This is a genomic window from Mesorhizobium loti R88b (genome assembly GCF_013170845.1).
Classification (GTDB): domain Bacteria; phylum Pseudomonadota; class Alphaproteobacteria; order Rhizobiales; family Rhizobiaceae; genus Mesorhizobium; species Mesorhizobium loti_B.
On the sequence record NZ_CP033367.1, the window covers coordinates 153,481 to 178,693 of the forward strand.

Here is a 25,213-nt window from a genome sequence, read left to right on the forward strand (position 1 = left end):
TTGGCCGCGCGCCGCAAAGCAACGACGCAGATATCGCGGCTGGCGCACCGCGCCAGCGGCACGGCTGCGGCCAACCGCATGGTGCCGGAGGAGACGCCGGTGGCGTTCTCCTTCGCCGGCACAACGCATGCGGTGATGATGGCGAGCCCCGCCGATTTCGAGGATTTCGCGCTCGGCTTCTCGCTGACCGAAGGCATCATCGCCGACCCGCAAGAAATCGAGGCAATCGAGGTCGAGGATCATGGAGCCGGCATCGACATCCAGATCCGGCTGAAGGACACTGCCAACACGCGCTTCGAGGCGCGGCGGCGCAGGCTGGCCGGGCCGGTCGGTTGCGGGCTGTGCGGCATCGAATCTATCGAGGAAGCGATGCGCTCGGTCGACGCCGTTGGTACGTCAAAACTTACGCTTGATGCCAACGATATCGTCCGCTCTGTCAAGTTGTTGTCAAAGGTGCAGCCGCTGCACAGCGAAACCGGAGCCGTGCACGCTGCCGGCTTCTATATTCCCGGCAAGGGTGTCGTCATGGCGCGCGAGGATGTCGGCCGCCACAACGCGCTGGACAAACTGGCCGGCGCACTGGCCAAAGCCGGCATCGACGGCACTTCGGGTGCTGTCGTGGTGACGTCGCGCGTGTCGGTCGAAATGGTGCAGAAGACGGCAGCCATCGGCGCGGCCTTCATCATTGCCGTCTCGGCGCCGACCGCGCTTGCCATCCGCACGGCTAATGAGGCTGGCATGACGCTGGTGGCGCTGGTGCGCGGTGATGATTTCGATGTTTTCACCCACCCTGACCGGGTGGTCTTGGGAGTTGCCCAGCATGTCGCATGACGAAGACCACATCACGAGCACCAGCGAGAAGCTGGTGCGCATGGCCAACCAGATCGGCACCTTCTTCCAGTCCAAGCCGCGCGAAGAAGGTATCGCCGGCACCGCCGAGCACATCAACAAGTTCTGGGAACCCCGGATGCGGCGGCAGTTCTTCGAGATGCTGGACGGCGGCAGCACGGCGTTCAACGAACTCGTCGTGGCCGCCTCAGCAAGAATCCGGCGGCCGAACGCGCCGGAAGGTCCGGGATTCAGCGCCCAAGTCGAAGCTGGGGCGCCGGGCGGCAAGGGCACCGCAGCGGGCGAGTCAACCGCCGAGATCGCCGCTTCGCAGAAATAGGGCCTGCAGCGCCACCGGCCTATATTCACACGCTCTAAAGTTTAGCCTGCCGCAAATGGCACGGCTCTGCTATGGTTGACGATCAGAAATCGTCAGGCCGGGCGGAAGAAACTCGTGAGGCCGATCGAGACCCGATATGCCCTCAGTGGCGAGGTGCGGATCGCCTATCAGGTGGTCGGCCAAGGATCGTTCGATCTCGTCTTCGTGCCAGGCTTCATTTCCAATCTCGACCTGCATTGGGAAGACGAGGGCTATTCCAGGCTCTTGAAGCGGCTTTCGGCGTTCTCACGGCTGATCCTGTTCGACAAACGCGGCACCGGCCTTTCCGACCGTGTCGATGCACACAACCTGCCCAGCCTCGAAACGCGTATGGACGACGTGCGCGCGGTGATGGATTCGGCCGGCAGCGGCCGAGCCGCCCTGCTTGGCGCTTCAGAAGGCGCGCCGATGGCAATGCTGTTCGCCGCCACCTATCCCGAACGGACGCGAGCCTTGGCGCTCTATGGCGGCTATGCGCATTTCCACAAATGGGTGATGCCGCCGGAACGCCTCAACGCCTTCATCTTGACCGCCGAGACGGCCTGGGGCACCGGTGCCACCTTGCCCAATTTCGCGCCGGGCCGGGTGGACGACGTGCATTTTACCCAGTGGTGGGCGCGTTTCGAGCGACTGTCGGCGAGCCCGACCGCGGCAGCGGCTCTGGCGCGAATGAATGCGGAAATCGACGTGCGTGGCGTACTGGCGGCGATCAGCGCGCCGACGCTTTTGATCCATCGCCGCAACGATGCGCGGGTCGATCCCGACGCCAGCCGCTTCCTGGCCAAGAAAATCTCCAATGCGCGGCTGGTCGAGATTCCGGGGCGCGATCATCCGATCTGGACCGGCGATGTCGACCGGGTGGCCGACCTGATCGAGGAGTTCCTGACCGGCGAGCGCGCCGTTGCCGAAGCGGATCGCGTGCTGGCTGCACTCCTGGTGACGCGCATTTACGATACGACGCGGATGGGAGACCGTATGTGGAGCGAACGCAGCGAGCGCTTCCAGGAAACCTGGCGGTCGCTGGTCGGGCGCCATGGCGGCCGCGCGCTGGGTACGCAGGGCGAAATGATGATTTCTCGCTTCGATGGGCCGGCGCGCGCCATACGCTGTGCGGCGGCCCTACGCGAGGCGGCGCAAGGGATCGGCGTGGCCAGCGCGCAGGGCGCGCATGTCGGGGAGATCGAACTGCGCGGGCCGCCAGTGGGGCTGACCGCCCGGGTGACGATGCAGCTTGCCGCGCACGCCAGCCGAGGCGATATCCTTGCGTCGCGGCTGGTTGCGGATCTGGCAACCGGCTCTGGCCTGCATTTCGAAGACGCCAGCCGGGTCACGCTGGACGATCTGGACGAGCCGATGGCGCTGGTGCGGGCAATGTCGGAACAGCATCTGGAGCCCGACTGCCGCACAAGGACCAAAACGACCGCCTCGGCCGTGCTGACGGCGAGGGAAAGCGAAGTGGTGAGCCTGGTTGCCGACGGCAAGAGCAATGCCGCGATTGCCGCCGAACTCAGGCTGAGCGAGCACACGGTCAAGCGTCACGTCGCCAACATATTGCTCAAGCTCGACCTGCCGTCGCGGGCGGCGGCGGCGGCATTCTCCGCCAGGCACACTGGCCCGGACGGGCCATGAGAGCCATGGCGCTTTCGGGCGAAGCGGCCATGCCGAGGTAAACGCTATCAATTCCCCCATGCAGGCCAAGGGCGGATATTGCCGGGAAGGCGCTGCGAACGGAGGATGAAATGCTCAAGTCAAAACTGAATGTCAGGTCACTGGTGATCATGGCAGGCATTGGCGCGCTGTTCACGATCACTCCCGCAAAGGCCGAGGATGCGTCGGCGGCAGCCGCTTACAAGGACATCCAGGCAACGCTTGGCTCGGTGCCGGACATGTTCAAGACCTTGCCTGATGTCGCGATTGCCGGCGCCTGGGCCGAGATAAAAGGCGTGCAGCTCAACCCCAAGACCGCGCTCGACGGCAAGACCAAAGAGCTGATGGGCCTCGCGGTCGCATCGCAGATCCCATGCCAGTACTGCATCTATTTCCACACCGAGGCCGCCAAGCTCAACGGCGCCAGCGACGAGGAGATCAAGGAGACGATCGCGATGGCGGCGATCGTGCGCCACTGGTCGACGATGCTCAACGGCAGCCAGGTCGATCTCGCGACCTTCAAGAAGCAAACCGACGACGTCTTCGCGGCCGTCAAGGCGAAGTCGCAGTGAAAGGCACTGCCCGTCGATAAGCGCCGGGCAGACTTCCAAATATCAACCGCCCGATCATGAAGACGGGCCATGGAGGATAAAATGCTGACCAAGACCCAAGTCGTTGATGGCGCCGCGATCAAGAAGGCGATCGAAACCCGCGACGGCAAGATGCTGTCGAGCTTTTATGCCGACGACGCGGTGGTGCGGGTGATCGACCGCAACAACCCACCGAGCAAGCCGCGCGAAGTCCGCGGGCGCGCGGCGATCGCTACCTTCTGGGACGACATCTGCAGCCGGGCGATGACCCACAAGGTCGACACCACGATTGCCGACGGCGACAGCCTCGCCTTCACCCAGGCCTGCGCCTATCCGGATGGCACGAAAGTGTTCGCCGCGGCGATGCTGGAGCTGAAGAACGGCCGCATTGCGCGGCAGACCGTCGTGCAGGCCTGGGACGAGTGAGGCCGCCATGTTCAGCGCCAGATGGCAGATCGACGCCAAGTTCGGGCACAAGCAGACCGTGCTCGAACTGTTGAAGAAATGGGAACGTGAGATCGGCTCGCAGGTCGGCATTGCCGATCTGCAATTCCAGATCATGACGGGATCGATCGGCGCTCGGGAAGCGACGGTCGAATCGCATCACCAGGTCGAGAGCCTGGCCCAGTTGGAGGCGTTCTTCGCCAAGATCGGCAAGATCGACGCGCACGCCAAATGGGGCAAGGAGATGGAGCCGTACGTCGTGTCAGGCACCAGCCTGTGGAATATCTATCGCATTGTGGAGTAGTGGCTCTTCTTCCCGTTACTGGGAGACGATGCCGGCAGGCAGACGAGGGGCGGAGCCAGCTTCGACAAGCTTGTGCTGCCCCTCATCCGGCGCTTCGGGCCACCTTCTCCCCGTAAACGGGGAGAAGGAAAACTAGCCATGAGCAACCATCACGTGCCGCACGGCGGTGTAGTCTTCCAGCGCGTAGAGCGACATGTCCTTGCCGTAGCCGGACTGCTTCAGTCCGCCATGCGGCATCTCGTTGGTCAGCATGAAGTGGGTGTTGATCCAGGTGCAGCCATATTGCAGGCGGGCAGCCGTCGCCATGGCGCGCGAGACGTCCTTGGTCCACACCGATGACGCCAGGCCGTAGTCGCTGTCATTGGCCCAGCTCACCGCCTCGTCGACTTCCGTGAACCGGGTGATCGAAACCACCGGCCCAAAGACTTCGCGGCGCACGATCTCGTCCTCCTGCAAAGCGCCGGCGACGACGGTCGGCTGGTAGTAGAAGCCGGTGCCTTCACCTGGCTTGCCGCCGGTGGTGATCTCGATGTGCTTCAGTTCCGAGGCACGCTCGACGAAGCTCGACACGCGGTCGCGCTGGCGGCGCGAGATCAGCGGGCCGATCTCGTTCTCGGTGTCGTCGGCCAGATTGTACTTGATGGTCGAGACGGCCGAGGACAGATCAGCGACGAGCTTGTCGTAGATCTTCTTGCCGGCATAGATGCGGCAGGCGGCGGTGCAGTCCTGGCCGGCATTGTAGTAGCCGAAGGCGCGCAGGCCGTTGACCACGGCGCCAAGGTCGGCGTCGTCAAAGACGATGACCGGGGCCTTGCCGCCGAGTTCGAGATGCGTGCGCTTGACCGATTTGGCGGCCGCCTGCAGCACCTTCTTGCCGGTCGCGACATCGCCGGTGATCGAGATCATGTTGATCTTGGGATGGTTGATCAGCGTGTTGCCGACGCTGTCGCCGCGGCCGAGCACGACATTGACCACACCTTCCGGCAGGATTTCGGCCAGAATTTTCGCCAGTTTCAGCGCCGTCAGCGGCGTCTGCTCCGACGGCTTGAAGACGACCGTGTTGCCGCCGGCAATCGCCGGCGCCAGCTTCCAGGCCATCATCATCAGCGGGTAGTTCCAGGGCGCGATGGAAGCAACTATGCCTATGGCGTCGCGGCGAACCATCGAGGTGTGGCCGGGAATGTATTCACCAGCGACAACGCCGGGCATCGAGCGGACCGCGCCGGCAAAGAAGCGATAGCAATCGACGATGGCCGGGATCTCGTCATTGAGCACGGCATTGATCGGCTTGCCGCAGTTGAGTGCCTCAAGCGTGGCGAACTCCTTCGCTTCAGCCTCGATACGGTCCGCGATCTTCAGGAGATAGCCGGAGCGCTGAGCCGGCGTGGTGCGCGACCACAAGACAAATGCCTTCTCGGCCGCCAGCACCGCTGCCTCGATCTGCGCCTGGCTGGCTTCGGGCAGGTTGAGGATGGTCGCCCCGGTCTTTGGATTGAGGACGGGCTCCTCGGTCTCGGTGCCGTTCTCGAATTTCGAGCCGATCAACATCTGGGTGTCCATCGAAATCTCTCCCTTTTGAACTGAGTTATTTGCCCGAACCGGCGATCTGGTCGCCGTCGCGGGTCAGGTAATAGGCAAACAGGATCGGCAGCAGCGTCACCAGCATGACGACCATGGCCACGACATTGGTGACCGGGCGCTGGCGCGGGCGGATAAGCTCTTCCAGCATCCAGATCGGCACGGTCTGCTGCTGACCGGCGGTGAAGGTGGTGACGATGACTTCGTCGAACGACAAAGCGAAGGCGAGCATCCCGCCGGCAAGCAGCGCGGTCGCGATGTTGGGCAGCACGACATGTCGGAAGGTCTGGAAGCCGTCGGCACCGAGATCCATCGAGGCCTCGATCATCGAGCCGGAGGTGCGGCGGAAGCGAGCCACCGCATTGTTGTAGACGACGACGACGCAGAAGGTGGCGTGGCCGAGCACGATCGTCCAGAACGAGAATGGGATGTCGGCCAGCGAAAAGGCCGAGCGCAGCGCGATACCGGTGATGATGCCGGGCAGCGCGATGGGCAGGATGACCAGCAGCGATATGGTTTCGCGGCCAAAGAATTTCGTCCGTGATACCGCCGCCGAGCACAGCGTGCCGAGGATGAGCGCGATTGCCGTCGAGATCGCCGCGACGCGGACCGACAGCGACAGTGCCTGCCAGACATCGGGCCGGTTCCAGGTGACGGCGAACCATTGCGTGGTCAGGCCGGGGGGCGGCCAGACGAAACTCTTCTCCTCGGTGGTGAAGGCGTAGACGAAGATCAGCAGGATCGGCAGGTGCAGGAACAACAACCCGCAGCCGGCTGCGATCTTCAGGCCAAGGGGGGCGGATTGACCACGGTCAGAGCGCATCGAAGGCTCCCATGCGTTTGGCGCCCCAGAGGTAGAAGCCCATGATGATGATGGGCACGACGGTGAAGGCGGCGGCGAGCGGGATGTTGCCGGCGGTGCCTTGTTGCGAATAGACGGCCTGGCCGATGAACAGCCTTGAGGTGCCGATGATCTGCGGGATGATGTAGTCGCCCAATGTCAGTGAGAAGGTGAAGATCGAGCCGGCAACGATGCCTGGCAACGCCAGCGGAAACAGCACGTTGCGGAAGGTCTGCCCCGGAGAAGCACCAAGATCGGACGAGGCCTCGACCAGATTGCCGGGCACGCGCTCAAGGGCTGCCTGAACCGGCAGGATCATGAACGGCAGCCAGACATAGACGAAGACGATGAAGGTGCCGGTGAACGACACCGACAGCGAGTTGCCGCCGACGACCGGCAGCGACAGCCAGGCATCGAGCAACCACAGCAAATGCAGCTTGGCGAGCAGCCAGGTCAAAATGCCTTCCTTGGCCAGGATCAGCTTCCATGCGTAGATCTTGACCAGGTAGCTCGACCACAGCGGCAGCATGATGCCGAGATAGAACAGCGCCTTCCAGCGGCCACGCGCATAGCGCGCCGCGTAATAGGCGATCGGGAAGGCGACGATGGCCGACGCCAGCGTGACCAGGGCGGCCATGGTCACGGTGCGCAGGATGATGTCGAGATTGGCGGCCTGGAACAGATCGCCATAGGTCTTCAGCGTGAACTGGCGATTGATGAGGCCGGAGTACTCGTCGATGGAGAAAAAGCTCTGCGCCAAAAGGGCAAACAGCGAACCGATATACACGATGCCGAGCCAGAGGACCGGCGGCAGCAGCATGAGCAGGAGCAGGAGTTGCGGCCTGCGCCAGAACAGGTCCGAGAGCGCGCCGCGCGTGCCGCCGCTGCCGGGCAGGATGGCGGGCGCCGTGGCGCGCGGCATGGTGGCGTCGAGGCTCATGCCGGCTCGTCCATCAGATGCAGATGCTCGCGGTTGAAGGTGAGCACGACCGCCTCGCCCTCCACCGGCAGCGCGGTGCCGGCCGGCACGATGGCATGGAGTTTCAAGCCATCGGCATCGAGCGCCAGTTTTGTCGTGGCGCCGAGATAATTGGTCGAGACGAGGCGGGCGGCAACGCCCTCGCCGCTTGCGGCGCGGCTGACACGAATGGATTCAGGGCGCAGACTGCCCCAGCGGTGCTGGCCGGAATAGCGTTGCACGAAATCCGGCGGCAGCACGTTGGACGAGCCGACGAAATCGGCAACGAAGCGCGTCTTCGGCCGCTGATAGATATCCTCCGGTGTGCCGATCTGCATGATCTTGCCGTCGTTGAAGACGGCGACGCGGTCGGCCATCGACAGTGCCTCGCCCTGGTCGTGGGTAACGAAGACGAACGTGATGCCGAGCGCCTTCTGCAGCGACTTCAGTTCCTCTTGCATGTTCTCGCGCAGCTTGAGGTCGAGCGCGCCGAGCGGCTCGTCGAGCAGCAGCACCTTGGGCTGATTGACCAGAGCGCGGGCCAGCGCAACGCGCTGGCGCTGGCCGCCGGAAAGCTGGCCGGGCCGGCGGGCGCCATAGCCGGGCAATCGCACCAACGACAGCGCTTCCTCCGCCGCCTTGTGCCGTTCGGCCTTGCCGACGCCCTTGACCATCAGCCCGTAGGCGACGTTGTCGAGCACATTGAGATGCGGGAACAGCGCGTAATCCTGGAACACGGTGTTGACGTTGCGGCGATAGGGCGGCACGCCCTCGGCGCGTTCGCCGAAGATGGAGATCGAACCTGATGTCGGCTGCTCGAAGCCGGCGATGAGACGCAGGCATGTCGTCTTGCCGGAGCCGGACGGCCCGAGCATGGCGAAGAACTCGCCCGGCGCAATGTCGAGATCGACAGCGTCGACAGCGCGAACGCTGCCGAAATGGCGCGAGACTTTCTGGAAGGAGACGGCAGAGGTCATGGGCTGTCAGTCTGTTGCCGGTTTGATGTGTTGATGTCGCGCAGAGCCTTACCTCCCCTTAATGGGGAGGTCGCGGCGAAGCCGCGGGTGGGGGTGACTAGCACTGACGTCCGCGCTGACCCCCACCCCGACGCTACGCGTCGACCCTCCCCACAAGGGGGAGGGTGAAGAAAATCACCGCCCGCCGATGACGCCGATATAGTCCGACACCCAGCGGTAGTAGGGCACGCACTGGTCGTTCTGGGTGACGCATTTCGAGACTGGCGTCTTCCAGAACTTGATCTTGTCGAAATTGTCGTAGCCGTTGGTCTTGCAGCCTTCCTCGCCGAGCAATTCATTGCCCTTGCAGGCGGCGGGCACGACCGGCAACGAGCCGAACCAGGCCGAGACGTCGCCTTGCACCTTCGGGGACAGGGAGTGTTCAAGCCACTTGTAAGCGCAGTTGGGGTTGGCGGCATCAGCCTCCATCATGGTGGTGTCGGCCCAGCCGGTGACGCCTTCTTCCGGCACGGTCGAGGCAACCGGCTTCTTGGCGGCGACCAGCGTGTTGACCTGATACGGCCACGAGCCGGATGCGACGACGCCTTCATTCTGGAAATCATCGACCTGGATGGCGGCGTCATGCCAGTAGCGGCCGACCAGCGTGCGCTGGACGCGCAACAGGTCGAGTGCTGCCTTGTACTGGGCCTCGTTCAGTTCGTAGGGGTCCTTGATGCCGAGTTCCGGCTTATGGAACATCAGATAGTTGGCGGCGTCGGCGATGTGGATCGGGCCATCATAGGCCTGAACGCGGCCCTTGTTGGACTTGCCATCAGGCAGGTTCATCTCCTCGAAGACGATGTTCCAGCTCTTGGGCGCTTCCTTAAACACCTCGGTGTTGTACATCAGGATGTTCGGACCCCATTGGTAGGGGACGCCATAGTGGACACCACCGACGGTGAACCAAGGCGCATCCTTGAGGCGCTGGTCGACATTCTTCCAGCTCGGGATGAGATCGGTGTTGATCGGCTGCACGCGCTTGCCGGCGACGAGACGCAGCGAGGCGTCACCCGAAGCGGTGACCAGATCGAAGCCGCCCTCATTCATCAGCGAGACCATCTCGTCCGAGGTGTTTGCGGTCTTGACGTTGACCTTGCAGCCGCTTTCCTTTTCGAAAGCTGTGACCCAGTCATAGCCCTTGTCGGTCTCGCCGCGCTCTATATAGCCCGGCCAGGCAACGATGTTGACCTGGCCTTCGCCCTTGCCGAGTTCCTTGACCTGGGCGATGGCCTGACCGGAAAAGGTCAGCGCGACGGTTAGCGCAGTGCATGACTTCAGGAATGAATTCATCATCGATCTCCCATTTTGGCGGATGATCCCGAAACCGCTCCGGTTTTCGCCAGATCACGCGCGGACTGAAAAACTGTCAGTTCGTCCTATGGACTTGATGCCGCTCTGCTGGCGGCTTTGGTCCCTGTCACGGAAGGTGCTTGGAAAATTCCGGTTTCGCAAATTCATTTATCAGAAAGGCGATATCGGTTTTACCGATAGATCAGCACTGCTCGGTCAGGGGCGTTGGCGGACCGTCCTTTGCGACTGGGCAAGGCCGATGAAGTCGCGCGCCGCCTGCGGCAGGCCGGAGCCGCGCCGCCACACCATGCCGACCTGCACCACGGGCAAGGAGCCCGAAATATCACGCGATTCGATGCGGTCGCCTTCCAGCGACCACGGCCGGTAGACAAGGTCGGGCAAAAGCGCCACGCCGGCGCCGGTGGCAACCAGGCTGCGCACCGCTTCAACCGAGCGGGTGCGGAAGGCGACATGCGGCTTGGCGCCGATCGCCGTCAGCAGTTTTCCCGTGTTCTCCTCGATCTCATCGACGGTCAGCATGATCAGCGGTTCGCCGGCGATGTCGCCAATGCCGATGATGTCGGCGCCGGCAAGCGAATGACCAAGCGGCAGCCACAGGCGGTAGGCCGAGACCTCGAGGATTTCCGATTGCAGTGCCGTACGGTCACGCAAATTGGAGGTGACCATGACGGCAATATCGAGCTTGCCGCCGATCAGGAGATGTTCGAGGTAGTCGCCATTGTCCTCGATCGCCGAGACCTCGACGCCCGGATAGGCGCGGCGGTAGCGGGCAAGCAGATCCGACAGCACATAGCCGGCGACCAGCGAGGTGACGCCAAGCTGCAGCCGCCCGCCCACTACCGCCTGTTCGCCGGAAAAAGAGCGGCGCGCATCGGACACGTCGGCGAGGATCTTCGTCGCGTGGCGCAGGAACTGGTGGCCCTTGTGGGTGATGTTGAGCCCACGCGGATGGCGCTCGAACAGTTCGACGCCTAGATCGCTTTCGAGTTCCTTGATCGCTTCTGTGACGGAGGACTGCGAGATGGAGAGGTTTTGCGCCGCGCCCGACACCGTGCCTTGCTCGGCGACGGCGATGAAGAACTGCAACTGGCGGATGGTGAAGGCCATGGCCGGACTAAACACCGGCGACCGAGCGAAGGAAAGCCGACGACGGAGCTTATCCCATTGCTAGAGACCGTTGTTGGGCGATCAGCCGAGCACCAGCTTGATGCGTCGCCGGCACGCAGGGCCATAGCGCACGGCCAGCATGAAGGCCGTCTCCAGCGCCACGACGATGACGATGATGCGCAAGCCCACCGTGAAGGTGTCCTGGCCGCTGCCGCGTAAGAGATAGCCGGTCAGCAGAAAGCCCGCATTCCAGATGGTGGCGCCGAGCAGCGTCGCGATTGCGAAGGGCAGAACAGGCAGGCAAAGCGCGCCGGCCGCGATCGGCAGGTAATTGCGCACTGTCGGGATGAACTGCGCCAGCAGGGACACAAGGACATGATTGCGGCGATAGGCCTGACCAAGCTTGCGGTAGGTTGCGGGGCGCAGGAAGACATATCTGCCGACACGTTCGATCAGCCGGTCGGCACGGTCAAATCCGATCCGGCGACCAACCCCATACCAGACAAGGCAGCCGGAGAAGGAGGCAAGCGTTGTCACCGCCAGCAGGATCGCCAGTGTCGCGCTATCAGGCGCCGCCGTCATGCCGAGGAACAGCAGCAGCACATGAGACGGCGGGACCGGCAGGATCTTTTCGGTGAAGGCGAGGCAGAAGACGCCGAACAGACCGAAGCCGAGAACGGCCGCCAGCGGGCCCGTCATGCGAAGCGCCAATCATACGACCTGACCGTCTTGATCCTGGCAATGCGATAGACAGTCGCCGGCGGGAAGTTGCGAAAGGTATGACCGACCCGCGTGACCTCGAGATCGAGCCGGTCGAGCAGCGACTGGTCGAACGGGCAGCGCCGGCCAAGCGTGAACTGATAGAGCGCCCCGCCCGGGCGCAGGTTCGCGAAGACGCCTTCAAGAATGGCAAGCGTCTTGCGCGGCGAAATCAGGCGGAAGGGCAGCCCGCTGACGGCGGCACCGACCACCGGCCCGGGGAATAGCGACAGATGGCGCAGACCGGCGGCATCCATTTCAAAGATCCGGGCCGCGGGAAAGCGACGCATGAGCAGCGCCGCAAAATCCGGATCGGATTCGATCAGCGTCAGATCCTCTTCCCTCACCCCGCGCGACAGCAGTGCCCGTGTGAACGGGCCGGTGCCAGGACCGAGCTCCACCACGGGACCTGTCGCGGGGCCGATGTCGCGTGTCATCAAGGCCGCAAGACTGGAGCTGGACGGCGTGACGGAGCCAATTCTGAACGGCGCCACGGTCCACGCGACGAGAAAAGACAGGGCATCATTTGCAGGCATAACAACCTCAATCCCGGACAAGCAGCACGCCAACCAGTCTTGGTGCGGCCAGTCGATTTCGTTTCAGCGTCGGACCCGAACCTGTTGCATAGTCGGGCCCGACGCCTTGATGTCGGCATGGGCGGTTCGTGCCGACCCGCGCTGTTTGCCCGGGCTGTATTGCATAGACATTGCGCAACATCGCAGATGCAAAGAAAGAGCTTGCCGGCTCCGGGCCGTTCGGCTTTGCCATGTTTGCGCAATGTTGGCGCGTTAGCGCCCGAAGCGATGTCATTACCTGGGGACAGTGGATGCGTATCTTGCTGGTCGAAGACGAGCCCGAAATGGTCTCGGCGCTGCGTTCCGCGCTGAAGCGCCACGACATGGTGGTCGACCACGCCGGCACATTGCTGGAGGCGGAGGGCTTCATTGCTGTCGACAGCTATGACGCCATCCTGCTCGACCGGCAGTTGCCGGATGGCGACGGGCTGTCGCTGGTGCCGAGATTGCGCTCGACGAAGAACACGACGCCCGTGCTGGTGCTGACGGCGAAGGGCGACACGGCGGACAAGGTCGACGGGCTGGACATGGGCGCGGACGATTATCTGGCAAAGCCGTTCGCCTTCGAGGAACTGCTGGCCCGCTTGCGTGCACTGCTGCGGCGCCCAGCACCACTGCAGTCGCAATTCATCCGCGCCGGCCATCTGGTGCTCGATGTCGGACACCGCGAGGCGTCTATCCGTGCCGAGCCGCTCAGCCTGCCAAGGCGCGAACTGCTGGTGCTGGAGGCACTGATGCGGCGCACCGGCCGCATGGTGCAGCGCGAGGCGCTGATGGAGGCCGTCTTCGGCCTCGACGACGAGATCCAATCCAACGCGCTCGACACCCATGTCTCACGCTTGCGCCGCAAGCTCGCCGATGCCGATGCCGGCGTGACGATCAACGGCATTCGCGGCGTAGGCTATCTCCTGCGCGAGACAACATGACCCTCAAACGTCCGCGTTCGCTCAAATGGAGCCTGGTGCTGCGCATTGCGCTGCTGCAATGCGCGATGCTGACGCTGATCATCGTCGGCATTCTCGGCGCCATGCTGGCCACCGGCCTCATTCCGCACGACTATGAGGACGGCACGATGGACGTGCTGGCGGATGCGGTGGTGCGCGACGCAGGCGGCGAGCTTACCCTTCGCGAGACCCCCGATCTGACGAAGCTGCGCGCCGGGGTCCCGGACCTCTGGTTCATCATCCGCGACAAGCAGGGGCACTGGCTGAGGGAAGGCACGGTGCCGACCATCTTCCAGCCTTTCGCCGGGTTGCTGGACAGCATCAGCGACGCGCGTATCGACAATTCCATCGGCGAGAGCGCGCCACCGGATGCAAAGATCCGCTGGACCGACACGGCGGCCGGCAATGTCCAGATCTTCACCGGCACCAAGGGCGGACTTTCGCTGCTGCGCCTGCTTGGACAGGCACCGCAATTCTTCCTGCAAGGCATATTGCCGCTTGCCGGGCTGATGGCGCTGGCAACACTGTTTGCGACGCCGTGGGTGGTGCGCGGGGCGCTGTCGGGCCTTGGCCATGCGGCCGCCGAGGCCGAGCGCATCGACATCGACCAGCGCGGCGTGCAACTGCCGCTGAAGGATGTGCCGAAGGAAGTCACGCCGCTGGTCAAGGCGGTGAATGCCGCCCTTGCGCGTCTCGACAAAGGCTATGAGCGTCACAAGCGCTTCCTGACCGACGCCGCCCACGAACTGCGAACACCGGTCGCCATCCTCAACACCCGCCTCGCCTCGCTGCCGGCGACACCGGAACGGGCACGGCTGCTGCAGGACGCAGCGCGGCTTTCGACGCTGACCGACCAGCTGCTCGACCTGCAGCGCCTCGACCGGCAGACATCGCCTTTCGAAAAGGTCGACCTCGTGGCAATCGCGCGCGGCGTCATCGTCGACCTCGCGCCAATGGCATTCTCGGCCGGATACGATATGTCGTTCGAGCCGCAGAGCGAGACGGTTTTCGCAACCGGCGACCGCACCGCGATCGAACGTGCCGTGACCAACATCGTCCAGAATGCCATCGAGCATGGCGGCCGCAATGGCAAGATCACCGTCAGCGTTACAGCGCCCGCTGTTATCGAGGTGCGGGACGAAGGCGACGGCGTGCCGCCGATCGAGCGGGAACGCATTTTCGAGCCCTTCTACCGACTGCGCCCGCAGGACCACGGCGCCGGGCTCGGCCTCAACCTCGTTCAGGAAATCATGCAGTTGCATGGCGGGCGCATCGAGATCCTCGACGGCAAGCCGAGCGGCGCCTGCTTCCGGATGAGTTTTCGCGCCTTGCCGGCATAGGCTTGTCGATGCACAGCATCGCCTTCGCCGTATCGGCCGGGACCTTCGCGGGCGCCCACCAATCGCTGGTGTTCGGCTAAAATCCGGCTTCGCAGCCGGCAATGCTGAGCCGCGCGCCTGCCTGCGCCAACGCCGCGGCTATGTCGCGTGGCGGCGGTTGGTCTGTGGCGAGTTCGGAAAAACCGCCGAAGCCGCAGACCTGAACCAGGCCCTGGCGGCCGAACTTGGTGTGATCGGTGATGACGAGAGAACGCTGGCCGCGCGACAGCACCATGCGGGCGAACTCGGCCTCTTCCAGATCATAGTCCATGACACCCGTCAGCGCATCGACGGCACCGGTGGAGATGATGGCATGGCTGACCGAGAAGCGGCTGACGAAATCGATGGCCGAAGCTCCGAACGCAGCGCCTGAATCGCTGCGCAGTTCGCCGCCAGCCATATAGACCTTGTTGCCGTTGACGGTGGCCAGCGTGCGGGCGATGTCGGACGAATTGGTGACGACCGTCAGGCGCCGGTGGCCGAGCAGTTCGCGCGCCAGGAACGACGTCGTGGTGCCAGTGTCGAGCATGATCGATTCACCGTCGCGGATGGTGGCGGCGACCATGCGTGCAATGATGCGCTTGGCATCGGCATTCTCACGCATGCGCCGTTCGAACGGCGCTTCGCCGACCATCGACGGCAGGCCGATGGCGCCATGCATCTTCAGAACCGAGCCGTCGCTGGTCAGCGGCTTGACGTCGCGGCGCACGGTTTCGAGCGAAACACCCAGCCGATCGGCCAGACTGGCGATGGTGACGGTTCCCTCTTCCTGCAGCAGCCGCAGAATCTCGCCATGGCGTTTGGAATGGACCATTTGGTTTCCCGGACTTAGCCCTTTTGACCGGTTTTAAGGTAATCCAAGTGCTTTTAAAGGGATCGTCACATGGTTTCGGGCAAAATACCCAAAAAAAGTCACATGTTTTAATTGACAACCGGGCAACCCTGGCGTGAAATCCGGGCATCAACAGGGGTTCGGAGCTGCAAACGGGAGGGCGATGGCAGAGCCGCAACTCACTGATCAGGCCGTGTTGAACGTGCCTGGCGCAAGGAATCTAGAGATCCGCGGGGGCGGATGCCGGGATCCAAAACCTGGCCATGGGGCTCGTCGGTGCGGTGCGGGATACCGATCCTGGCATCCCGCACCGACGAGATCATTTGCGTTTCTCCCCGCCGTCGTCGCGCTGTGCATGGCGCCGCGTCGAAATCCAGCAAACCAGGCCAGAAAATCAGGGATGATTCTGTGACAGCCGAAGATCGCATCCTCGCCCTGCCCTGCTGGACCGGCGCCATCGAGATCGCCCCGCTGCCCGGCGGCCTGAGCAACGCCAATTATGTGGTCAGCGACTCCGCCGGCAAACATGTCGTGCGCTTCGGCGAGGACTATCCGTTCCACCATGTCTTCCGCGAACGCGAGGTGATGACCGCCCGGGCCGCCCATGCCGCCGGCTTCGCCCCGGCGGTCCACTATGCCGAACCGGGCATCCTGGTGACGGCGTTTCTTGGCGCCAAGACCTATCTGGCCGAGGACGTGCGTGCCAATCTCGGTCGCGTCGCCGCGCTCATGCGCGGCTTCCACCGGGACATGCCCAACCATATCTCCGGCGCCGGCTTCATGTTCTGGGTGTTCCACGTCATCCGCGACTACGCACGCACACTTGACGAAGGCGGCAGCCGTAAGCGCAGCGACCTGCCGCGCTTCCTGGCGCTGGCAGATGAGCTGGAGCGGGCGCAGAAACTGCTACCAATCGTCTTCGGCCACAATGATCTTTTGCCGGCTAATATTCTTGACGATGGCAGCAGGCTGTGGCTGATCGACTTCGAGTATGCCGGTTTCAACACGGCAATGTTCGACCTTGCCGGCGTCGCCTCGAACGCGGGCATGAGCGACGCGGAATCCTTCGCCTTCCTGACCGCCTATTTCATGAAGGAACCGGACGAGGCAATCCGCCGCTCGCATGCCGCCATGCAATGCGCCTCGCTGTTGCGCGAGACGATGTGGAGCATGGTGTCCGAACTCTATCTCGACGCGCCCGGCATCGACTACATCGCCTATACCGAGGAAACCCTGGTGCGGCTCGACGCGGCGTTGGAAAACTACCGGACAAAATACGGGATCCTGAAATCATGACCTTGCCCAGCCAGGCCGCGGTCGTCGTCATCGGCGGCGGCATCATCGGCTGTTCGACGGCCTATCATCTGGCACGCGACCACAAGGCCGATGTGGTGCTGCTCGAACAGGGCAAGCTCACCTCGGGCTCGACCTGGCATGCCGCCGGGCTGGTTGGGCAATTGCGCTCGTCGGCCTCGATTACTCGGGTGCTCAAATACTCCGTCGACCTCTACAAGGGGCTGGAGGCCGAGACCGGGCTTGCCACCGGCTGGAGGATGACCGGTTGCCTGCGGCTTGCCACCAATGCCGACCGCTGGACCGAGTACAAAAGGCTGGCGACGACGGCGAAGAGCTTCGGCATGGACATGCATCTTTTGTCGCCGGCCGAGGTCAAGGCGATGTGGCCGCTGATGGAAACCGGCGATCTCGTCGGCGCCTCCTGGCTGCCGACCGACGGCCAGGCGAGCCCTTCCGACATCACGCAGTCGCTGGCCAAGGGCGCGCGCATGCATGGCGCGAAGCTCTTCGAGGATGTCCGCGTCACCGGCTTCGAGATGAAAGACGGTCGCATCACGGCCGTGAAGACCAATCAAGGTGACATTGCCTGCGACAAGGTGGTGAACTGCGCCGGACAATGGGCGCGGCAGGTCGGCGCCATGGCGGGCATCAACGTGCCGCTGCAGCCGGTCAAGCACCAGTATATCATCACCGAGAAGATCGATGGCCTGGCGACCGATGCGCCGACGCTGCGCGACCCGGATCGCCGCACCTATTTCAAGGAGGAAGTCGGCGGTCTGGTGATGGGCGGCTATGAGCCGAACCCGCAGGCGTGGACGACCGGTCTTCCCGGGGGCGACGTGCCTGATGATTGGGAATTCCGGTTGTTCGACGACGACTACGACCATTTCGAGCAGCATATGGCACAGGCGATCGCACGCGTGCCGGCGCTGGAAACGGTCGGCGTCAAGCAGATGATCAACGGGCCGGAAAGTTTTACGCCGGATGGCAATTTCATCCTCGGTACGGCGCCGGAATGCGCCAACATGTTCGTCGGCGCAGGATTCAACGCCTTCGGCATCGCGTCGGGCGGCGGCGCCGGCTGGGTGCTGGCGCAGTGGGTGGTCGACGGTGAGGCGCCGCTCGACCTGTGGGTGGTCGACATCAGGCGCTTTTCCACCCTGCACCGCGACCGGCAATGGGTGCGCGAACGGACACTGGAAGCCTATGGCAAGCACTACACGATCGGCTTCCCGCATGAGGAATATGCCAGCGGCCGGCCGCGCATCGTCTCGCCGCTGTACGACAGGCTGAAACAGCAGCGCGCCGTGTTCGGCTCCAAGCTTGGGTGGGAGCGGCCGAACTGGTTCGCGCCGGACGGCGTCGAACCGCAAGACATCTATTCCATGGGCCGCCAGAACTGGTTCGCGGCGGTCGGCGACGAGCACCGGCATGTGCGTGAGAAGGTCGGCATCTTCGACCAGTCATCCTTTGCCAAATACGAGCTGAGCGGCCCCGACGCGGCCAAGGCGCTGGACTGGATCTGCGCCAACGATGTCAGCAAGCCAATCGGCCGGCTGACTTACACCCAGCTTCTGAATACGCGCGGCGGCATCGAAGCCGACCTGACCGTGGCGCGGCTGACTGAAGAAAAATTCTACATCGTCACCGGCACCGGTTTCCGCACCCATGATGCCTCGTGGATCAGCGACCATATCGGCGATGGCCTCGATGCTGGGCTGACCGATGTCACCGAGGATTTCGGCACGCTGTCGCTGATGGGGCCGCGGGCTCGCGATGTGCTTTCTGGTGTGACCGATGCGGATGTGTCGAACGCGGCAATCCCGTTCGGCCATGTTTGCGAGATCACCATTGCCGGCCACAAGGTCCGCGCGCTGCGCGTCACCTATGTCGGCGAACTCGGCTGGGAATTGCATGTGCCGATCGCGGCGACAGGCGAAGTGTTCGACGCGCTGATGGCGGCGGGCAAGACGCACGGCATCCGCCCGGTCGGCTACCGGGCTCTGGAATCGCTGCGGCTGGAAAAGGGCTACCGCGCCTGGGGCTCCGATATCACCCCCAACGACACGCCGCAGGAGGCCGGCCTCGGCTGGGCCGTCAAGCTGCGCAAGAACACCGATTTCGTCGGACGACGCGCGCTTGAAGCTATCGGCGGCGCGCCCTTGAAGAAACGCTTTGCCGGGTTCACGGTCGATAATGCCGAAATCGTGCTGCTCGGCCGCGAGACCATCCTGCGCGATGGCGAGCCTGTCGGCTATCTGACCAGCGGCGGCTATGGCTACACGATCGGCAGCAATATCGGCTACGGCTATGTGCGCAACGCCGACGGGGTGAGCGATGATTTTCTCACCTCAGGCGACTATGAACTGGTGGTCGCAATGGAGCGGACACCGGCTAAAATCCATCTCCAACCGATGTACGATCCGGCAGCGGATAGGGTGAAAGCCTAGCTTATCCGCAGGGCGAGGCCACGGCTGGGCACAGTGTCGGCCTCGCCAGGCATGGAGACGTAAGGGCGCGTTTCCTCGGCGCGAGCGACTAGGCCTTGCGCATGTAGTTCGGCGATGCGTGCGGCAAAGCCCTGATCCCACAGCGTGTTCTTGACCGTCAGCACGATGATGCCGCCCGGCCGGCAGATGCGGATCAATTCGTCCAGTCCCTCGACGCCGACATGGCCCGAGGTGAAGACGCCGGCCGAGATGATCCCGGCATAGGCATCGTCGGCAAAGGGCAGCGTGCCGCCAAGCGCAAGGCAATGCAGCGCGGAATAGACGCCCTTGCGCGCGGCCTGGTCCAGCATGCCTTGCGAGATGTCGAGCGCCTCGACTTCGGGATAGCCGGCAATGTTCAACCATTCGCCGATGAGCCCGGTGCCGGCCCCGGCATCGAGCAACGGTGCCGCGCCACGCGGCAGATGGCGGGCCAGCAGAGCAAGGCAGATCGTCGGATGGCGATAGCCGGCGGCGGACATGTCGGCGTCATAGGTCTGCGACCAGCGGTCATAGAGTGCCGCCACTTCCTCTGGCCGCTTGGCCGCGTAAACCTCGCCAAGCGCGCCGTGATGTTTGCTGTCCGCCACGTGTCCACTAAATCCCTTGTCTTGTCGGGATGATAGCCAAACGGCGAAAATTGTGGAACCGTTGCGATGAGAAAATAAAGGCGTGGGGGCGCGGGCATGGTGACAGACGAGGCGCGTGCAAGACTTGCCGCCATTCCGGCGTTGGCCGGCTATACCGGGCCGCTGGAGCGGCTCGGCGGTCTCACCAACCTCGTCTTCAGAGCCGGCGATCTCTGCCTGCGCATTCCAGGCAAAGGCACCGAGGAATACATCAACCGCGCCAACGAAGCGGTGGCCGCGCGCGAGGCGGCAAAAGCCGGTGTCAGTCCCGAGGTGCTTCATGCCGACGCCGGCACCGGCGTGATGGTGACGCGCTTCATTGCCGGCGCGCAGACGATGTCGCCGGAAAAATTCAGGGAACGGCCAGGCAGTCCGGCACGGGCCGGCGAGGCGTTTCGCAAGCTGCACAATTCGGGTTCGGTGTTTTTGTTCCGCTTCGAACTGTTTGCGATGATCGACGACTATCTCAAAGTGCTATCGACCAGGGATGTCGCCTTGCCCGCCGGCTATCACGACGTGGTGCGCGAAGCCGGTAGCGTGCGCTCCGCGCTGGCCGTCCATCCGCTCCCGCTTGTTGCCTGCCATTGCGATCCGCTGTGCGAGAACTTCCTCGATACGGGCGAGCGGATGTGGATTGTGGACTGGGAATATTCTGGAATGAACGACCCGCTCTGGGATCTCGGCGATCTCAGCGTCGAGGGGAAATTCGATGGTGCACAGGACGAGGAGATGATGCGCGCCTATTTCGGCGGCGAGGCGAGGCCGGCCGACCGCGGACGGGTCGTCATCTACAAGGCAATGTGCGACCTGTTGTGGACGCTATGGGGATTGATCCAGCTCGCCAACAACAACCCGGTCGACGATTTTCGCGCCTATGCCGACGGCCGCTTCGCCCGCTGCAAGGCACTGATGGAGATGCCGGAGTTTTCCCGACATCTGGCCTTGATACGCCAGGGCTAGTTTACCCCCTTGGGCACGTTTTCGGGTGGTACGGTGGTCTCGACCACTTTCTGACGGTGGAAGATGAACAGGCCGGCCAGAACGACGATGCCGGAGCCGATCAGGATGCGCGGACCGGGAACGTCGCCGAAGAACACCAGTCCGAACACCACCGCCCACAGGAGCAGCGTGTAGTGCAGCGGCGCCAGCGTCGAGGCCGGCGCCAGCTTGAGCGCCCTGGTGATCATCAGATGCGCACCGCAGGAGACAATGCCGAGCAGCAGCATGGCACCGAAATCGAGTGCCGAGGGCGTGCGCCAGGCGCCGATGGTCAGCACGCCGCCGACCAGCAGCGTGCCGATCGTCTGCCATGTCACCAGGTTGGTGTCGCTGGTGCCACGCAAACGGCGGTTGAGGATGATGGCAAAGGCAAAGGCGATGCTGCCGACCAGCGCAAAGCTCGACGACAGGGAGAATGCCGCGGATGATGGCTTCAACATGATCAGGACGCCGCAGAAACCGAGCAGGATCGCCAGCCAGCGGCGCCAACCGACCTTTTCGCCAAGCAGGAAATGCGACAGCGCCGCGACATAGATCGGCCCGGCCATATAGAAGCTCATCACATCGGCAAGCGGCAGATAGACGACGGCGGCGTAGAACAACGCGGTGTCCAGCGTCGTCGCCATCACGCGCAGGATCTGCAGCCCGGGCCGCTCCATCTGGAACAGCTTGCCGGCACCCTGGTTGGCGATCATCGGGCCGAGCACGATGAAGGCGCCAATCGAGCGGATCAGCACGACCTGGCCGACGGAGAAGCTGGCGACCAGCCACTTGCCCATCGCGTCGTTCAACGCAAACAGGAAATCGCCGGCCAGCATCAGCAGAATGCCGGCCAGAAGCACGTTCCTGATGGTCGAATTCTGCGCCACGGGCTGCGACATGCCGATCCCGATTCCTCCCTCTCTAACTCTTTGTTTTGACGCAATTCCGGACGGAAAACCGTTTCACACTTTTCCTGGAATTGCTCTAAGCCGCGTCCTAAACGGAAGCGGCCGCTTTGACGAGATGAAATCAGGAAATCGGTAAGACCAGCATGGGGAATCGGCTGTATCTAGGTGGTTATGTGCCGGCGGTTCACCTGCGCCGGCCTGCCCGGGATGGAAAGCTTGGTATCCGGCCTTGTCCTTTCCGCCACGACCTTGCCCCTGGCTATGACGCAGATGCGCTCGGCGCGCAGGCGCAGGGCCTCGATCGGATTGCCGGCGTCGAGAACGACAAGGCTGGCGCGCTTGCCGACTGCCAGGCCCAGATGGTCCAGGCCCATAATGGCGGCGTTGACGTTGGTGACCATGTCGAAGCAGCGCGCCATGTCGGCCGGGCTCGACATCTGGGCAACATGCAGGCCCATGAAGGCGACGTCGAGCATGTCGGCGGTGCCCAGCGAATACCAGGGATCGAGCACGCAATCCTGGCCCCAGCCGACACGGATGCCCAGCGCCTGCATCTCCTTGACCCGGGTCAGGCCACGGCGCTTCGGGAAGCTGTCGTGCCGGCCCTGCAGCATGATGTTGATCAGCGGATTGGGAATGGCGGAAACGCCGGCCTCGGCGATCAGCGGCAAGAGTTTCGAGACATAGTAATTGTCCATCGAATGCATGGAAGTGAGATGCGAGCCGGCGACTTTACCCTGCAGGCCGAGGCGCTGCGTTTCATAGGCAAGCTGTTCGATATGGCGCGACAGCGGGTCGTCGGTCTCGTCACAATGCAGGTCGACCATCAGCCCGCGTTTTGCCGCGATCTCGCAGAGTTCGGTAACCGAACGCGCGCCATCAGCCATGGTGCGCTCGAAATGCGGGATGCCGCCGATGATGTCGACGCCCATGTCGAGCGCCCGAATGGTGTTTTCACGTGCCGTCGGCGAGCGATAGAAGCCGTCCTGCGGGAACGCTACCAGCTGCAGGTCGATATAGGGCGCGATCGTCTTCTTCACGTCGAGCAGGGCCTCGACCGCCAGCAGCCGGTCGTCGCAGACGTCGACATGGGTGCGGATGGCGAGCAGGCCCATCGAGACCGCCCAGTCGCAATAGGCCAGTGCGCGGTCGCGCACCGCCTGATGCGTCAAAAGCGGCTTCAGTTCGCCCCACAATGCAATGCCTTCGAGCAGCGTGCCTGAGGCGTTGATGCGCGGAATGCCGTAGGACAGCGTGGCGTCCATGTGGAAATGCGGGTCGACGAAGGGTGGCGACACCAGATTACTGCGGGCGTCGACCTCGGTTTGTCCCGAACCCGGCAGTGTGGGCTCGATCGCCGCGATCGTCTCACCGCTGATGCCGATGTCGGCAATCCTGCCATCCGGCAGTGTGCCGCCACGAACGATAAGGTCGAAATCCATCTGTCGTCATCCTATTTCCAGAATCACCCAGCCATGGTGGCGCAAAAGACAGCTTGCCGCAGCCGTTTCTTTCGGCGGCCGCGAAAGGTTCCCTCTGGCGTCAACTCGCTCTATAAGCCGCCTTTCGTCCACGCAGCGATCGGCACCGGACTCAAGGCCATAGTCGCAAACCATGGAAGTCCCGTGTGAACTTGAACTTGACGTTCCTGAAACGCGACGAACGCTCGATGGAGAACCAGCGCCTTATCGTGCGGCTGGTCAAAGAGTCCTTCGGGCAGCATAAGTTCGGATATGGCGCCGCCATTGTGTCGATGCTGGTGGTGGCCGGCACGACGGCTGCCAGCGCCTGGATCCTGCGCGAAATCACCAATGAATTCGTGATCGACAAGCGGATCGACCGCGTCAACATGATTGCCCTGGCGGTCGCCGGGATTTTCATCCTCAAGGGCATCGCCAATTTCGTCCAGGCCTATTTCATGAGCCGGGTCGGCAATGCCATCATTGCCGACCGTCAGCGCAAAATCTACGACCGCATCCTGGCGCAAGGCATCGAATTCTACCATTTGACCTCGTCGTCCGACCTGATCACCCGCATGACCAACAATGCCCAGGCGGCACGCAACGTGCTCGACCTGATCGTCACCTCCTATGTGCGCGACCTGGTGACCCTGGCTGCCCTGATTGGGGTCATGATCTGGCAGCAGCCGGCGCTGTCGCTGATCTGCTTCGTCGTCGGCCCGCTTGCCATCTATGGCGTCAACCGCATCCTGAAGCGTGTGCGCAAATTCGCCGCGATGGAGTTCCGCTCGGTCGGCCAGATCGTACAGGTGATGCAGGAAACCGCGATCGGCGTGCGCGTGGTGAAATCCTTCAACCTGGAAGGCTTGATGCGCAAGCGCATGTACAAGGCGGTGCAGGACGTCGAGGATCGAGCCAACAACATCGCTGCGCTGGAAGCGGTAACCAGCCCGGTGATGGAGACGCTGGCCGGGCTGGCGATCGCCGGCGCCGTCATGGTCAGCGGCATGCTTGTTCTGCAAGGCGGCCAGATGCCTGGAAACATCATGGCCTTCATCGCGGCGCTGCTGCTCGCCTATGAACCGGCAAAGCGCCTGGCGCGCGTTCGCATCTCGCTCGAAAGCGGCATTGTCGGCGTGCGCATGATGTTCCAACTCGCCGACGCGCCGCTGACGCTGGCCGAAAAGCCCGATGCAAGACCGCTTCGGGCCGGGCCTGGCGAAATCCGGTTCGACGCCGTCAGCTTCGCCTACCAGGATGGTCCGCCGGTGTTCGAAGGGTTCGACCTCACCCTTGCGCCCGGCAAGATGACGGCGCTGGTCGGACCGTCAGGCGGCGGCAAGTCGACGATCCTGAACCTGATCATGCGCATGTACGACCCGAAGAGCGGCAAGGTGTTGCTCGACGGCCAGGACATTTCCCATGCGACACTCGCTTCGCTCAGGGAAAAGATCGCCTATGTCAGCCAGGACACGTTCCTGTTTGCCGGCACCATCATGCACAACATCCGGCTCGGGCGAGAGGGCGCGGCCGACAAAGAGGTGATCGCCGCCGCCAAGGCCGCCAACGCTCATGACTTCATCATGGCGCAGGCGAAAGGCTATGAGACGGATGTCGGCGAGAATGGCGGCCTGCTATCCGGCGGCCAGCGCCAGCGCATCTCGATCGCGCGCGCCATGCTGCGCGACGCCGAAATCCTGCTCTTGGACGAAGCGACCAGCGCGCTCGACGCCGAATCCGAAGCGTTGTTCCGCGACGCGCTGCAGCAACTGACCGAAGGACGCACGACAATCGTCATCGCGCACCGTCTCTCGACCGTGCACCAGGCCGACACGATCGTGGTGCTGGAAGGCGGCAAGGTGGTAGAGAGCGGCGCGCACCGGGCGCTGCTCAACCAGGGCGGGCTCTATCAGAAGCTTTATGAATATCAGCTGATGCCGTAGTACGCTCTTCCCTTC

Annotated in this window: 24 protein-coding genes; 12 read left to right on the top strand and 12 right to left on the bottom strand. The window is 63.3% G+C overall.

Annotation, left to right across the window (positions count from 1 at the left end):
* From fdhD to EB235_RS00740, 6 genes are all read left to right on the top strand, one after another.
* Nucleotides 1-831 carry a formate dehydrogenase accessory sulfurtransferase FdhD gene (gene fdhD / locus EB235_RS00715; RefSeq protein WP_027032868.1) on the top strand — a complete coding sequence of 277 codons (831 nt, stop codon included), beginning with the start codon at nucleotides 1-3 and terminating at the stop codon, nucleotides 829-831.
* Nucleotides 821-1,168, top strand: coding sequence for a formate dehydrogenase subunit delta (locus EB235_RS00720; RefSeq protein WP_027032867.1), 348 nt, complete (start codon nucleotides 821-823; stop codon nucleotides 1,166-1,168). Before fdhD ends, EB235_RS00720 begins: the two co-directional genes overlap by 11 nt.
* A gap of 114 nt (nucleotides 1,169-1,282) precedes the next feature.
* Entirely contained in the window at nucleotides 1,283-2,836 is a 1,554-nt protein-coding gene (locus tag EB235_RS00725) for an alpha/beta fold hydrolase (RefSeq protein ID WP_027032866.1), read from the top strand.
* Between the two features lie 110 nt (nucleotides 2,837-2,946).
* A complete protein-coding gene (locus EB235_RS00730; protein WP_027032865.1) occupies nucleotides 2,947-3,426 on the top strand; it encodes a carboxymuconolactone decarboxylase family protein in 480 nt (159 codons plus the stop codon).
* A gap of 81 nt (nucleotides 3,427-3,507) precedes the next feature.
* Nucleotides 3,508-3,870 carry a nuclear transport factor 2 family protein gene (locus tag EB235_RS00735; RefSeq protein ID WP_027032864.1) on the top strand — a complete coding sequence of 121 codons (363 nt, stop codon included), beginning with the start codon at nucleotides 3,508-3,510 and terminating at the stop codon, nucleotides 3,868-3,870.
* Nucleotides 3,871-3,877: 7 nt separating this feature from the next.
* Nucleotides 3,878-4,192: a hypothetical protein gene (locus tag EB235_RS00740; protein WP_027032863.1), complete on the top strand. Its 315-nt coding sequence runs from the start codon at nucleotides 3,878-3,880 to the stop codon at nucleotides 4,190-4,192.
* Nucleotides 4,193-4,324: 132 nt separating this feature from the next.
* Here the strand turns inward: EB235_RS00740 and EB235_RS00745 are convergent, their stop codons facing one another.
* From EB235_RS00745 to EB235_RS00780, 8 genes are all read right to left on the bottom strand, one after another.
* A complete protein-coding gene (locus EB235_RS00745) occupies nucleotides 4,325-5,752 on the bottom strand; it encodes a gamma-aminobutyraldehyde dehydrogenase (RefSeq protein ID WP_027032862.1) in 1,428 nt (475 codons plus the stop codon).
* 25 nt (nucleotides 5,753-5,777) lie between these two features.
* A complete protein-coding gene (locus EB235_RS00750; protein WP_027032861.1) occupies nucleotides 5,778-6,593 on the bottom strand; it encodes an ABC transporter permease in 816 nt (271 codons plus the stop codon).
* Nucleotides 6,583-7,551 carry an ABC transporter permease gene (locus EB235_RS00755; protein WP_027032860.1) on the bottom strand — a complete coding sequence of 323 codons (969 nt, stop codon included), beginning with the start codon at nucleotides 7,549-7,551 and terminating at the stop codon, nucleotides 6,583-6,585. Before EB235_RS00755 ends, EB235_RS00750 begins: the two co-directional genes overlap by 11 nt.
* The gene (locus tag EB235_RS00760) at nucleotides 7,548-8,546 is read right to left on the bottom strand and encodes an ABC transporter ATP-binding protein (RefSeq protein WP_027032859.1); all 999 of its coding nucleotides are present in this window, start codon (nucleotides 8,544-8,546) and stop codon (nucleotides 7,548-7,550) included. Before EB235_RS00760 ends, EB235_RS00755 begins: the two co-directional genes overlap by 4 nt.
* 174 nt (nucleotides 8,547-8,720) lie before the next feature.
* Nucleotides 8,721-9,875 (bottom strand): ABC transporter substrate-binding protein, encoded by a 1,155-nt coding sequence (locus EB235_RS00765; RefSeq protein WP_027032858.1) that lies wholly within the window; start codon nucleotides 9,873-9,875, stop codon nucleotides 8,721-8,723.
* Between the two features lie 216 nt (nucleotides 9,876-10,091).
* Nucleotides 10,092-11,003 carry a LysR substrate-binding domain-containing protein gene (locus EB235_RS00770; RefSeq protein ID WP_027032857.1) on the bottom strand — a complete coding sequence of 304 codons (912 nt, stop codon included), beginning with the start codon at nucleotides 11,001-11,003 and terminating at the stop codon, nucleotides 10,092-10,094.
* Nucleotides 11,004-11,084: 81 nt separating this feature from the next.
* Nucleotides 11,085-11,702 carry a DedA family protein gene (locus EB235_RS00775; RefSeq protein WP_027032856.1) on the bottom strand — a complete coding sequence of 206 codons (618 nt, stop codon included), beginning with the start codon at nucleotides 11,700-11,702 and terminating at the stop codon, nucleotides 11,085-11,087.
* Nucleotides 11,699-12,319, bottom strand: a complete 621-nt coding sequence (locus EB235_RS00780) for a class I SAM-dependent methyltransferase (RefSeq protein WP_245268884.1) — start codon at nucleotides 12,317-12,319, stop codon at nucleotides 11,699-11,701. Before EB235_RS00780 ends, EB235_RS00775 begins: the two co-directional genes overlap by 4 nt.
* 269 nt (nucleotides 12,320-12,588) lie before the next feature.
* On the opposite strand from EB235_RS00780, the gene EB235_RS00785 reads away from it, so the two are divergent.
* Complete coding sequence (locus tag EB235_RS00785) at nucleotides 12,589-13,263, top strand: response regulator transcription factor (RefSeq protein ID WP_027032854.1); 675 nt, start codon at nucleotides 12,589-12,591, stop codon at nucleotides 13,261-13,263.
* Nucleotides 13,260-14,621: a sensor histidine kinase gene (locus tag EB235_RS00790; protein WP_027032853.1), complete on the top strand. Its 1,362-nt coding sequence runs from the start codon at nucleotides 13,260-13,262 to the stop codon at nucleotides 14,619-14,621. The genes EB235_RS00785 and EB235_RS00790 overlap by 4 nt, the downstream gene beginning before the upstream one ends.
* Nucleotides 14,622-14,697: 76 nt before the next feature.
* Here the strand turns inward: EB235_RS00790 and EB235_RS00795 are convergent, their stop codons facing one another.
* Nucleotides 14,698-15,474, bottom strand: a complete 777-nt coding sequence (locus tag EB235_RS00795) for a DeoR/GlpR family DNA-binding transcription regulator (protein ID WP_027032852.1) — start codon at nucleotides 15,472-15,474, stop codon at nucleotides 14,698-14,700.
* Nucleotides 15,475-15,900: 426 nt separating this feature from the next.
* Here EB235_RS00795 and EB235_RS00800 point away from each other — a divergent pair, with 426 nt between their 5' ends.
* Together EB235_RS00800 and EB235_RS00805 are read left to right on the top strand one after the other, a co-directional pair.
* Entirely contained in the window at nucleotides 15,901-16,788 is an 888-nt protein-coding gene (locus tag EB235_RS00800; RefSeq protein ID WP_027032851.1) for a phosphotransferase family protein, read from the top strand.
* Nucleotides 16,785-19,238 (top strand): GcvT family protein, encoded by a 2,454-nt coding sequence (locus tag EB235_RS00805; protein WP_027032850.1) that lies wholly within the window; start codon nucleotides 16,785-16,787, stop codon nucleotides 19,236-19,238. The genes EB235_RS00800 and EB235_RS00805 overlap by 4 nt, the downstream gene beginning before the upstream one ends.
* On the opposite strand, the gene EB235_RS00810 is transcribed toward EB235_RS00805, so the two are convergent.
* Complete coding sequence (locus EB235_RS00810; protein WP_027032849.1) at nucleotides 19,235-19,867, bottom strand: class I SAM-dependent DNA methyltransferase; 633 nt, start codon at nucleotides 19,865-19,867, stop codon at nucleotides 19,235-19,237. The genes EB235_RS00805 and EB235_RS00810 overlap by 4 nt on opposite strands.
* Nucleotides 19,868-19,963: 96 nt before the next feature.
* Between EB235_RS00810 and EB235_RS00815 the strand changes: the two genes are divergently transcribed.
* Nucleotides 19,964-20,866, top strand: coding sequence for a phosphotransferase family protein (locus tag EB235_RS00815; RefSeq protein WP_027032848.1), 903 nt, complete (start codon nucleotides 19,964-19,966; stop codon nucleotides 20,864-20,866).
* Here the strand turns inward: EB235_RS00815 and EB235_RS00820 are convergent.
* Nucleotides 20,863-21,786, bottom strand: coding sequence for a DMT family transporter (locus EB235_RS00820; RefSeq protein ID WP_027032847.1), 924 nt, complete (start codon nucleotides 21,784-21,786; stop codon nucleotides 20,863-20,865). The genes EB235_RS00815 and EB235_RS00820 overlap by 4 nt on opposite strands.
* Before the next feature lie 170 nt (nucleotides 21,787-21,956).
* Nucleotides 21,957-23,237 (bottom strand): amidohydrolase family protein, encoded by a 1,281-nt coding sequence (locus tag EB235_RS00825; protein WP_027032846.1) that lies wholly within the window; start codon nucleotides 23,235-23,237, stop codon nucleotides 21,957-21,959.
* Nucleotides 23,238-23,443: 206 nt separating this feature from the next.
* On the opposite strand from EB235_RS00825, the gene EB235_RS00830 reads away from it, so the two are divergent.
* On the top strand, nucleotides 23,444-25,198 hold the full coding sequence (locus EB235_RS00830; protein ID WP_027032845.1) for an ABC transporter ATP-binding protein: 1,755 nt from the start codon (nucleotides 23,444-23,446) through the stop codon (nucleotides 25,196-25,198).
* The last annotated feature ends 15 nt before the right edge of the window (nucleotides 25,199-25,213 follow it).